Raw genomic sequence first — 11057 nt, 5'->3', positions numbered from 1 at the left:
ACGCCCGCCCGGCGGGACGCTGGTGCCATGCCCGTCATCGAAGTCACCGACCTGCGCAAGTCCTACGGCGGCCGCCCCGTCGTCGACGGTGTGTCCTTCGCCGTCGAGGAGGGCGAGATCTTCGGCGTCCTCGGCCCCAACGGCGCCGGCAAGACCACCACCGTCGAGTGCGTCGAGGGACTGCGCGTCCCCGAGGCCGGCCGGGTCCGGGTCACCGGGCTCGACCCCGTCGCCGAGCACCGGCGGGTCGCCGAGGTCCTCGGCGCCCAGCTCCAGCAGAGCGAACTCCAGCCCAAGCTCACCGTCCGCGAGGCCCTGGAGCTGTACGCGGCCTTCTACCCGAAGCCGGCCGACTGGCGCCCGCTCGCCGAGCGGCTCGATCTCGCCCCGATGCTGGACACCCGGTTCGGCAAGCTCTCCGGCGGTCAGAAGCAGCGCCTGTTCATCGCGCTCGCGCTGGTCGGCGACCCCCGCGTCGTCGTCCTGGACGAGCTGACCACCGGCCTCGACCCGCGCGCCCGCCGGGAGACCTGGCAGCTGATCGAGGACATCCGCGCGGGCGGGGTCACCGTCCTGCTGGTCACCCACTTCATGGAGGAGGCCCAGCGGCTGTGCGACCGGATCGCGGTGATCGACCGGGGCCGCGTCGCCGCGCTGGACACCCCGGCCGGACTGATCCGGCGCTCGGCGGGCGCCACCGTCATCAGCTTCACCCCGTCCGCGCCGCTGGACGAGGCGGACCTGCGCGCGCTGCCCGGACTCGCCTCCGCCGAGTTCAAGGACGGCCGCGTCACCCTGTCCGGCACGGACGAGACGGTCAACGCCGTCATCACCCTGCTCGCGCGCACCCGCGTCACCGCCCACCAGCTCCGGGTCACCGACACCACGCTGGACGACGCCTTCCTGGACCTGACGGAGGCCACCGCATGACCACCGACGTCTTCGACACCGCCGTACTGAGGACCGAGATGCGGCTGTTCCGCCGTGAACCCGGCGCACTGTTCTGGATGCTGGTGTTCCCGACCCTGCTGCTGGTGGTCCTCGGGTCCATCCCGTCCTTCCGCGAGGCCGACCCCTCCTTCGGCGGACTGCGCCCGGTCGACGCCTACGTGCCGGTGGCCGTGCTGCTCGGCCTGACCGTCGGCGGCCTTCAGGGCATGCCGCAGGTGCTCACCGGCTACCGCGAGCGGGGCATCCTGCGCCGGATGTCCGCCACCCCGGTCCGCCCGGCGGCGCTGCTGTCCGCGCAGATGGTGGTGTGCGGCGCCGCCGCCCTGGTCTCGGCGCTGCTCGCGCTCGCGGTCGGGCGGCTCGCCTTCGACGTGGGCCTGCCCGAGCAGCCCCTCGGCTATCTCCTGGCACTGCTCCTCGCCGTGCTCGCCGCGCTCTCGCTGGGCGCCGTGCTCTCCGCGCTCTCCCGCACGACGAAGATCGCCGGTGCGATCGGGTCGGCCGCGCTCTTCCCGGCGATGTTCTGCGCGGGCGTGTGGCTGCCGGTGCAGGCCATGCCGGACCTGCTGGCCCGGATCGTCGGCTGGACCCCGTTCGGCGCGGCCGCGCAGGCCCTCAACGAGGCGGCGGCGGGCGACTGGCCGGGCTGGTCCCACCTGGCGGTGCTGGTGGGCTGGACGGTGCTGCTCACGGCGGCGGCCGCACGCTGGTTCCGCTGGGAGTGACCAGGGGCGACCGGGAGCGAACGGAAGGGGCGGCGGCGTGTCCGACAATGACGCCATGACGGAGACGACGGCGGTCGACGAGCGGTGGGCGGCGTTCCACCGCTGGGGCCCGTACGCGCTGCTGGCCGTCGGGACCCTGGTCGCCTGGTCGGCCGCCGACGCGATCGGCATGACGACCGGCGAACGCCGGGCGAGCGGCGCCCTGATCGGCGCGGCCGTCGCGCTGCAGCTGTGGTGGAACCGGGCGGCGCGCACCCGCCCCGAACCGTCCGCGGCCGGCACCTGCTACTACGCCGTCCGCTGGGCCATCGGCTTCGCCCTCACCTGGCTGAACCCGCTGTTCGCCTTCTACGCGGTCGTCGGCTACTTCGGCGCCCAGTACCTGCTGCCCCGCAGGCTGTGCCGCGCCGGACTGTTCGCCACCGCCGTCACCCTCGCGGGCTCGCAGTCCGGCGGGCTGCCGCCGAACGGGGTCATGGGCTGGGTGCTCTTCGGCGCGATCCTCACCGTCAACAGCATGCTGGTGGCCCTCTTCGCGCACTTCGCCGCGCTGGAGGAGGCCCGCAGCCGCGCCCGCGTCGAGACCATCGCCGAACTGGAGCGCACCAACACCGCCCTCCAGCAGGCGCTCGACGAGAACGCCGCCCTCCACGCACAGCTCCTCGTCCAGGCGCGGGAGGCGGGGGTCGCCGACGAGCGCAGGCGGCTGGCCGCCGAGATCCACGACACCCTCGCCCAGGGCCTGACCGGCATCATCGCCCAGCTCCAGGTCGTGGCGGCCACCCCGGACCAGGCGCTCGGCCGCGAACACCTGGACCGGGCCCTCGCCCTGGCCCGGCACAGCCTCGGCGAGGCCCGCCGCTCCGTGCACAACCTCTCACCGGTCGCGCTGGCCGAGGACGGACTGCCGGACGCGCTGAAGAAGACGGTGACGGAGTGGGGCGCACGCACCGGCGTCCAGGCCCGGTTCACCGTCACCGGCACCGCCGAACACCTGCACGACGAGGTCGCCGCCACGCTCCTGCGCATCGCCCAGGAGGCCCTGTCCAACACGGCCCGGCACGCCGCCGCCGGCCGGGTCGGTGTCACCCTCTCCTACATGGGCGACGAGGTCACCCTGGACATCCGCGACGACGGCCGGGGCTTCGACCCGCTGACCGCCCGGGAGCGCACCCCCGGCGGCGGCTTCGGCCTCGACGGCATGCGGGCCCGCGCCGAGCGCATCGCCGGTTCGCTCACCGTGGAGGCGGAACCGGGGCACGGCACGGCCGTCTCCGCTCGCGTACCGTTGGTCCGCCATGACCGATGACGCCGCGCCCCACGACACCACGACCGCCGACGCCGCGATCTCCCTGCTCATCGTCGACGACCACCCCGTGGTCCGCGACGGCCTGCGCGGCATGTTCGAGTCCGCGCCCGGCTTCCGCGTCCTCGGCGAGGCGGCGGGCGGCACGGAGGCGCTGGAACGCGCGGCCGCGCTCGACCCCGACGTGATCCTCATGGACCTGCGGATGCCGGGCGGTTCGGGCGTGGACGCCATCCGGGAGCTGACCCGGCGCGGCGCCCGCGCGAGGGTGCTCGTGCTCACCACGTACGACACCGACTCCGACACCCTGCCCGCGATCGAGGCCGGAGCGACCGGCTACCTCCTCAAGGACGCGCCCCGCGACGAGTTGTTCACCGCGGTCCGCGCGGCGGCCCAGGGGCGCACGGTCCTCTCCCCGGCGGTCGCCTCCCGGCTGGTCTCCGCCGTCCGCGCCCCGAAGGCGCCCGGCGGCGAGCCCCTCTCCGCCCGCGAACGCGAGGTGCTCGCCCTGGTGGCGCGCGGCACCTCCAACAAGGAGATCGCCCGGGAGCTGTTCATCAGCGAGGCGACCGTGAAGACCCACCTCACCCACCTGTACGCCAAGCTCGGCGTGAACGACCGCGCGGCGGCCGTCGCGACGGCGTACGACCGGGGCATCCTCGGCTGACCGGGCCGCGCCGCTCCCCCGGGGAAGGCCCTCACCCCGCCCGCAGCAGCAGCACCGTCCGTCCCGGCACCGTGATCTCCGCGCCCGCCGGATGCACGGCGCCCGGCGCCTCGCCCTGCTCCTCCCGGCCGGTGTCAACGACCACCTCGTACCGCTCCGCCCACGGGGCGCCCGGCAGGACGACGCCGGCCGGCTCCTCGCCCGCGTGCAGGACGGCCAGGAAGCTGTCGTCGGTGATGGGGTCGCCGTGCTCGTCCCGGCCCGGGATGTCCCGCCCGGACAGGTACATGCCGAGGGTGGCGGCGGGGGCGTACCAGTCCCGCTCCGTCATCTCCGTGCCGCCCGCGGTGAACCAGGCCAGGTCGCGCAGGCCGTCCGCGGAGTGCGCCCGGCCGGAGAAGAAGGCCCGGCGGCGCAGCACCGGGTGCCGGTGGCGCAGGGCGATCAGCCGCGAGACCAGCGCGAACAGGGGGCGCCACTCCGGGTCGTCCAGCAGGCTCCAGTCGACCCAGCTGGTCTCGTTGTCCTGGCAGTAGGCGTTGTTGCTCCCGCGCTGGGTGCGGCCCATCTCGTCGCCCGCGACCAGCATCGGCACCCCGGTCGACAGCAGCAGCGTGGTCAGCAGGTTGCGCAGCTGGCGCCGCCGCAGTGCACGCACCTGAGCGTCGTCCGTCTCGCCCTCCGTGCCGCAGTTCCAGGACCGGTTGTCGTCCGTGCCGTCCCGGTTGCCCTCGCCGTTGGCCTCGTTGTGCTTGCGCTCGTAGGACACGAGGTCCCGCAGCGTGAAACCGTCGTGCGCGGTGACGAAGTTGACCGAGGCGTACGGCCGCCGGCCGCCCCACGCGTACAGGTCGCTGGAGCCCGACAGCCGGTACCCCATCTCCCGCACGTCCGGCAGCGCGTGCCGCCAGAAGTCCCGCACCGCGTTGCGGTAGCGGTCGTTCCACTCCGTCCACAGCGGCGGGAAGGCCCCCACCTGGTAGCCGCCCGAACCGACGTCCCACGGCTCGGCGATCAGCTTCACCCGGCGCAGCACCGGGTCCTGCGCGATCACCGCGAGGAACGGGGAGAGCATGTCGACGTCGTGCATCGAGCGGGCCAGTGCCGCCGCCAGATCGAAGCGGAAGCCGTCCACGCCCATCTCGGTGACCCAGTAGCGCAGCGAGTCGGTGATCAGACGCAGCACGTGCGGCTGGACGACGTGCAGGGTGTTGCCGCAGCCGGTGTAGTCGGCGTACCGGCGGGCGTCGGGCTGGAGGCGGTAGTAGCCGCGGTTGTCGATGCCCTTCAGCGAGAGCGTGGGGCCCAGCTCGCCCGCCTCCGCCGTGTGGTTGTAGACCACGTCGAGGATCACCTCGATGCCGGCCGCGTGCAGCGCGCGCACCATCCGCTTGAACTCGCCGACCTGCTCACCGGTGGTGCCGGAGGAGGCGTAGGCGGCGTGCGGGGCGAAGTAGCCGACCGAGTTGTAGCCCCAGTAGTTCCTCAGGCCGCGGTCCAGCAGGTGGCTCTCGTGCGCGAACTGGTGCACCGGCAGCAGCTCCACCGCCGTCACGCCCAGCCGCGTCAGGTGCTCGATCGCCGCGGGGTGGGCGAGGCCCGCGTACGTGCCGCGCGCCTCGGGCGGGATGCCGGGGTGGAGCTTGGTGAAACCGCGCACGTGCAGCTCGTAGATGACCGAGTCCGCCCACGGCGTCTTGGGCCTGCGGTCGTCCGACCAGTCGTCGTCGTCGTGCACCACGACGCCCTTGGGTACGTACGGCGCCGAGTCCCGGTCGTCGCGCACGGTGTCCGCCACTCGCTGCTCCGGCCAGTCCCGCACATGGCCGTACACCTCGGGCGGCAGGCCGAAGTCGCCGTCCACGGCGCGGGCGTACGGGTCGAGGAGCAGCTTCGCCGGGTTCCAGCGGGCGCCGGTCCACGGGTCCCAGCGGCCGTGCACCCGGTAGCCGTAGCGCTGCCCGGGCCGCACGCCCGGCACGAAGCCGTGCCAGATCTCGTGGGTCAGCTCGGTCAGCCGCACCCGGCTCTCCCTGGCACCGGGGCCCGGCCCGTCGAACAGGCACAGCTCCACGGCCTCCGCCCCGCCCGCCCACAGGGCGAAGTTGGTCCCCGCCACCTGGTCGGGCCCGGTCCGGAACCGGGCGCCCAGCGGCACCGGGGTGCCCGGCCGGGCCGGCACGGCGGGCGGCGGCGCGGCGCGCCGCCCGCCCTTGACCACGACGGCGGGGTGGCCGTCCGCGGCGGCCCGCTCCCCGGGCACCGCCTCCTGCTCGGCTGCGCTGGACACCTGTCAGCCTCCCACGGCTCGTGGAACGACGTCCGGCAGGAGGGCGTGCGGCGTCCCGACCGCTGCTCCCCGTCGCGTCGTCCTCCCCACAGTTCTGCCCACCGGGTGGCTCGCACTCACGTTTCCCCAGGGCCGACCGGTCGTTACGGAGGGATGTGAGGCACGTACACGAGCGCGCACGGCGCGCGGGCGCCGCTCTGGCCGCCCTACTGACATGGGCAGGACTGCTGGCCGGGGCCGCCGGATGCACCTCGGACGGCGGCGGCGTCGGGTCCGGGATCGGCTCGGGCATCGGCGAGATGTTCGGCAAACAACCCGCCGCCGAGGACGTCATCCGCGTCACCCCGGACGACGGGAGCAAGGCCGTGCGGCCGGACGGGAAGCTGTCGGTGCGGGTGCCCGACGGGCGCCTGGAGTCGGTGAAGGTCGTCCGGTCGCAGGACGCGCAGGAGACCCCGGTGCCCGGCCGGATCTCCGAGGACGGCCTCAGCTGGCGGCCCGACGACGACCGGCTCGCCCTCGCCGCCAAGTACACGGTCGACGCCGTCGCCCTGGACGGCGGCGGACACCGCTCGGCCCGGCACACCACGTTCACCACCGAGGTCCCCGAGGAACGCTTCATCGCCTACGTCGCCCCCGAGAACCGCTCGGTCGTCGGCACCGGCATGATCGTTTCGCTGGAGTTCAACCGGGAGATCACCGACCGCGCCGCCGTCGAACGCGCCGTCACCGTCACCGCGAGCCCCGCCACCGAGATCCGCCCCCACTGGTTCGGCAAGGACCGCCTCGACTTCCGCCCGAGGGAGTACTGGAAGCCCGGCACCGAGGTCACCGTCGACCTGGACCTGCGGGACGTCGAGGGCGCCAAGGGCGTCTACGGGCTCCAGCGCAAGAAGGTCTCCTTCACCGTCGGCCGCAGCCAGGTCTCCCGCGTCGACGCCGTCGAGCGGACCATGGAGGTGCGCCGGGACGGCACCCTGCTGGCCACCGTGCCGATCACCGCGGGAGCCCCGACGACACCCACCTACAACGGCCGGATGGTGATCACCGAGATGCTGGAGGTCACCCGCATGAACAGCCGCACGGTCGGCTTCGGCGGCGAGTACGACATCCCCGACGTCCCGCACGCCATCCGCCTGACCAGCTCGGGCACCTTCCTGCACGGCAACTACTGGGCGCCCGCCGACACCTTCGGCCGGGCCAACGTCAGCCACGGCTGCGTCGGGCTGCGCGACGACAAGGGCGGCGGCTCCGACACCCCGGCGGGCTGGTTCTTCGACCGCAGCCTCATCGGCGACGTCGTCGAGGTCGTCCACAGCAAGGACAGAACCGTGGCCCCCGACAACGGGCTGGGTGGCTGGAACATGAAGTGGAAGCAGTGGAAGGCGGGCAGCGCGGTGAACTGACACCGGCCGCGCCTCGCGGCACCCTCCCGCCAACTCGGTACGGAACAGTGACAATTGCCCTGTCCCTCGACCCCCTGGCCTGCGGTTACGATGCGCCGGTGCGCGCGGGCGCACTGGGGTGCGGGCCCGACCGGGCCCGGCGAGGGGAGAACAAGGTGAACGTGCGTCCGATAGCGGGGGCGGTACTCGGGCTGCTGATGCTGACCGTCACCGCGTGCGGTGGGAGCGGCTCGGGTGCCGGGGACGGCAAGGGGGAGAAGGGCAAGGACTCCACCGCGGCGCAGAGCAAGCAGTCCGAGGCCGTCGTCACCATCGCTCCCGCGAACGGGGCCAAGGCCGTCGACACCAGCGGCGCCCTGAAGATCGGCGCCGCGAAGGGCCGGCTCACCGAGGTCGTCGTCAAGGACGGCAAGGGCACGAAGGTCGACGGGAAGATATCCGGGGACGGCGCCATCTGGACGCCGTCCACCCACCTGGCCGCCGCCACCACGTACCACGTGCACGCGGTCGCCAAGGACTCCGAGGGCCGCACCGCCGCCGAGGACTCCCGCTTCACCACCCTGACGCCGAAGAACACCTTCGTCGGCGCCTTCACGCCGGAGGACGGCTCGAAGGTCGGCGTCGGCATGCCGTTCTCGATCCGCTTCACCCGGGGCATCACCAACCCGGAGGACGTCGAGAAGGCCATCACCGTCAAGACCGAGCCGGCCGTCGAGGTCGAGGGCCACTGGTTCGGCAACGACCGCCTCGACTTCCGCCCCGAGAAGTACTGGAAGGCCGGCACCAAGGTCACCGTCGACCTCAACCTCGACGGCGTCGAGGGCCGTGAGGACGTCTACGGCGAGCAGGCCAAGACCGTCTCCTTCACCGTGGGCCGCAGCCAGGTCTCCGTCGTGGACGCCAAGAAGCACACGATGAAGGTCGTACGGGACGGCAAGACCCTCAAGACGATCCCCGTCACCACCGGAGCGCCCGGCTACGAGACCTGGAACGGCCAGATGGTCATCACCGAGCGGCTCGCGGTGACCCGGATGAACGGCGAGACCGTCGGCTACGGCGGCGAGTACGACATCAAGGACGTCCCGCACGCCATGCGCCTGTCCACCTCCGGCACCTTCATCCACGGCAACTACTGGGGCGGTGACGCCTTCGGCAACCGCAACGCCAGCCACGGCTGCATCGGCCTGCGCGACGTGCGCGGCGGCTGGGACGAGAAGGCGCCGGCCCGCTGGTTCTTCGAGAACTCGATCGTCGGCGACGTCGTCGTGGTCAAGAACTCCGAGGACGCCACCATCGCCCCCGACAACGGCCTCAACGGCTGGAACATGTCCTGGGAGAAGTGGAAGGCGTAAGGGGCGACTGCCACCGCACGTGAACGCCCGCTAACCTGCGGAGCATGACCGTACATCTCGAAGTCGCGGACGGCGTCGGAACGCTGCGCCTGGACCGCCCGCCCATGAACGCACTGGACGTCGCCACCCAGGACCGGCTGAAGGAGCTGGCCGAGGAGGTCACCCGGCGCGAGGACGTACGCGCCGTGGTGATCCACGGCGGCGAGAAGGTGTTCGCGGCGGGTGCGGACATCAAGGAGATGCAGGTGATGGACCACGCGGCGATGATCGCGCGGTCCCGCGCCCTCCAGGACTCCTTCACGGCGGTGGCCCGCATCCCCAAGCCGGTGGTCGCCGCCGTGACCGGCTACGCGCTGGGCGGCGGCTGCGAACTCGCCCTCTGCGCCGACTTCCGCATCGCGGGGGAGAACGCCAAGCTGGGCCAGCCCGAGATCCTGCTCGGCCTGATCCCGGGCGCGGGCGGCACCCAGCGGCTGTCCCGGCTGATCGGCCCCTCCAAGGCCAAGGACCTCATCTTCACCGGACGCCAGGTGAAGGCCGACGAGGCGCTGGCGCTCGGCCTGGTGGACCGGGTGGTCCCGGCCACCGAGGTCTACGAGCAGGCGCACGCCTGGGCCGCGCGGCTCGCCAAGGGCCCCGCCATCGCGCTGCGCGCGGCGAAGGAGGCGATCGACACCGGTCTCGAGACGGACATCGAGACCGGCCTCGCCGTCGAGCGCAACTGGTTCGCGGGCCTGTTCGCCACGGAGGACCGCGAGCGCGGAATGCGCAGTTTCGTGGAAGAGGGCCCCGGCAAGGCCAAGTTCCTCTGACGTGTCTCGTACGAAGACGTCACCTCGTCCGAAGTCGCCTTGTACCCCTTGCAATTGACGCGGTGTCTGATCCGGCTCCCTCGATGGGGCGGTTTATGGCAGCCTTAACGCACCATTAAGCGCGCCTTGTCGAGGGAGTCCGTCGCTTGTCTCCGGCCGAGCCGTTCACGCAGGTCAGTGGGGCCGTTTCCGGCCCCGAACTGCCTGTGGCATATGCCGATCGACCGTCGCCCGGCCCGGCTCCCGCGGGGGCGTATTCCCCGGGAACGGCCCCGGAGCCCGCCGTGGGCGGCCATGATGGGGTCATGGCGGGGCTGGATGGTACGGAACTGCCGCGGGGAGCCGGACGTGCGACCGCGGCACGCTGGTCGCCGGCGGTCGAGGACGAACGCGCGCTCAAGGTGCTGGAACTGTTCGGCAACCCGACGGAGCGCGAGGTTCCGTTGCCCTCCCGCCCCGAGTCCGCCGCCACCGCCCGCCGGCTGGCCCAGGTCGTCGCCCTGCGTCAGTGGCAGCTCGGCCCCAAGGTCACGGAGGACGTCGTCCTGCTCGTCTCCGAGCTGGTCGGCAACGCCGTACGCCACACCGGCGCCCGGATCTTCGGCCTGCACATGCGCCGCCGCCCCGGCTGGATCCGCGTCGAGGTCCGTGACCCCTCCCGGGGGCTGCCCTGTCTGATGCCGGTGCAGGAGACGGACATCAGCGGGCGCGGCCTCTTCCTCGTCGACAAGCTCTCCGACCGCTGGGGCGTGGACCTGCTGCCGCGCGGGAAGACCACCTGGTTCGAGATGCGGGTCGTGGACCGCTGAGGGGCCATCTGCCGCCGAAGGCAAGCCGGTTCGCCGGACACGCCACCTACGGGTGAGAATCCGGAACGCGCCCCTCCGGAGCCGGGATCGTATCCGCATGATCACCACTCGTCTGCGCCGACGGACCGCCGCCGCCGTCCTGTCGCTCTCCGCGGTCCTCGCCACCACCGCCGCCACCGCCCCTGAGGCCGCCCCGGCCCCGTCGGCCGCCTTCGCCAAGGCCGCCCCGGCCTGTCCCCAGTTCGACGACAGGACCAAGGCCGCCGCCGACCGCGGCGTCGACATCGAGCGCATCACCCCCGAGCCGGTCTGGCGCACCAGCTGCGGCACCCTCTACCGCAGCGACAGCCGCGGCCCGCAGGTCGTCTTCGAGGAGGGCTTCCACGCCAAGGACGTCGCGAACGGGCAGTACGACGTCGAGAAGTACGTCCTGGTCAACCAGCCCTCGCCGTACGTCTCGACCAGCTACGACCACGACCTCTACAAGACCTGGTACAAGTCCGGCTACAACTACTACATCGACGCCCCCGGCGGCATCGACGTCAACAAGACCATCGGCGACACCCACAAGTGGGCCGACCAGGTCGAGGTCGCCTTCCCCGGCGGCATCCAGCGGAAGTACATCATCGGCGTCTGCCCGGTCGACCGGCAGACCAAGACCGAGATCATGAGCGAGTGCGAGAGCAACCCGCACTACCAGCCCTGGCACTGACCGGCCCCGCCCGGAGGACAGCCTGAC

General features: G+C 72.6%; 10 protein-coding genes. 9 read left to right on the top strand and 1 reads right to left on the bottom strand.

Annotated features, from left to right (window positions below):
• Positions 1-27 precede the first annotated feature (27 nt).
• From ACZ56V_RS34235 to ACZ56V_RS34220, 4 genes are read left to right on the top strand one after another with little or no spacing between them, the layout of a single operon-like run.
• Positions 28-930 carry an ABC transporter ATP-binding protein gene (locus tag ACZ56V_RS34235; RefSeq protein WP_398916984.1) on the top strand — a complete coding sequence of 301 codons (903 nt, stop codon included), beginning with the start codon at positions 28-30 and terminating at the stop codon, positions 928-930.
• A complete protein-coding gene (locus ACZ56V_RS34230; RefSeq protein ID WP_468947495.1) occupies positions 927-1676 on the top strand; it encodes an ABC transporter permease in 750 nt (249 codons plus the stop codon). Before ACZ56V_RS34235 ends, ACZ56V_RS34230 begins: the two co-directional genes overlap by 4 nt.
• Before the next feature lie 55 nt (positions 1677-1731).
• Positions 1732-2985, top strand: coding sequence for a sensor histidine kinase (locus ACZ56V_RS34225; RefSeq protein WP_467383494.1), 1254 nt, complete (start codon positions 1732-1734; stop codon positions 2983-2985).
• On the top strand, positions 2975-3649 hold the full coding sequence (locus tag ACZ56V_RS34220; protein WP_398916978.1) for a response regulator: 675 nt from the start codon (positions 2975-2977) through the stop codon (positions 3647-3649). Before ACZ56V_RS34225 ends, ACZ56V_RS34220 begins: the two co-directional genes overlap by 11 nt.
• Positions 3650-3680: 31 nt before the next feature.
• Here ACZ56V_RS34220 and glgX read toward each other — a convergent pair whose 3' ends face one another.
• Positions 3681-5939, bottom strand: a complete 2259-nt coding sequence (glgX, locus tag ACZ56V_RS34215) for a glycogen debranching protein GlgX (protein WP_398916976.1) — start codon at positions 5937-5939, stop codon at positions 3681-3683.
• Between the two features lie 155 nt (positions 5940-6094).
• On the opposite strand from glgX, the gene ACZ56V_RS34210 reads away from it, so the two are divergent.
• The 5 genes from ACZ56V_RS34210 (at position 6095) to ACZ56V_RS34190 (ending at position 11030) form a co-directional block, all read left to right on the top strand.
• Complete coding sequence (locus tag ACZ56V_RS34210) at positions 6095-7345, top strand: L,D-transpeptidase (protein ID WP_398916974.1); 1251 nt, start codon at positions 6095-6097, stop codon at positions 7343-7345.
• 155 nt (positions 7346-7500) lie between these two features.
• Entirely contained in the window at positions 7501-8697 is a 1197-nt protein-coding gene (locus tag ACZ56V_RS34205; RefSeq protein ID WP_398916971.1) for a L,D-transpeptidase, read from the top strand.
• Positions 8698-8741: 44 nt separating this feature from the next.
• Positions 8742-9509 carry an enoyl-CoA hydratase/isomerase family protein gene (locus ACZ56V_RS34200; RefSeq protein ID WP_467383501.1) on the top strand — a complete coding sequence of 256 codons (768 nt, stop codon included), beginning with the start codon at positions 8742-8744 and terminating at the stop codon, positions 9507-9509.
• A 305-nt stretch (positions 9510-9814) separates the two neighbouring features.
• The gene (locus ACZ56V_RS34195; protein ID WP_398916968.1) at positions 9815-10318 is read left to right on the top strand and encodes an ATP-binding protein; all 504 of its coding nucleotides are present in this window, start codon (positions 9815-9817) and stop codon (positions 10316-10318) included.
• A gap of 97 nt (positions 10319-10415) precedes the next feature.
• Positions 10416-11030 (top strand): ADP-ribosyltransferase, encoded by a 615-nt coding sequence (locus ACZ56V_RS34190; protein ID WP_467383504.1) that lies wholly within the window; start codon positions 10416-10418, stop codon positions 11028-11030.
• Positions 11031-11057: the final 27 nt, after the last annotated feature.

The sequence above is a fragment of the Streptomyces sp. NPDC034099 genome, assembly GCF_055575415.1.
The sequence above is the reverse complement of the archived record's forward strand: the minus strand, read 5'-3'. Positions and strand labels throughout refer to the sequence as shown.

What these genes read in the sequence shown, in the direction of transcription:
- ACZ56V_RS34225 (WP_467383494.1), top strand. Translation starts at nt 1,732, where the DNA reads ATGACGGAGACGACGGCGGTCGACGAGCGGTGGGCGGCGTTCCACCGC.
- ACZ56V_RS34230 (WP_468947495.1), top strand. Translation starts at nt 927, where the DNA reads ATGACCACCGACGTCTTCGACACCGCCGTACTGAGGACCGAGATGCGG.
- ACZ56V_RS34200 (WP_467383501.1), top strand. Translation starts at nt 8,742, where the DNA reads ATGACCGTACATCTCGAAGTCGCGGACGGCGTCGGAACGCTGCGCCTG.
- ACZ56V_RS34220 (WP_398916978.1), top strand. Translation starts at nt 2,975, where the DNA reads ATGACCGATGACGCCGCGCCCCACGACACCACGACCGCCGACGCCGCG.
- ACZ56V_RS34235 (WP_398916984.1), top strand. Translation starts at nt 28, where the DNA reads ATGCCCGTCATCGAAGTCACCGACCTGCGCAAGTCCTACGGCGGCCGC.
- ACZ56V_RS34195 (WP_398916968.1), top strand. Translation starts at nt 9,815, where the DNA reads ATGGCGGGGCTGGATGGTACGGAACTGCCGCGGGGAGCCGGACGTGCG.
- ACZ56V_RS34190 (WP_467383504.1), top strand. Translation starts at nt 10,416, where the DNA reads ATGATCACCACTCGTCTGCGCCGACGGACCGCCGCCGCCGTCCTGTCG.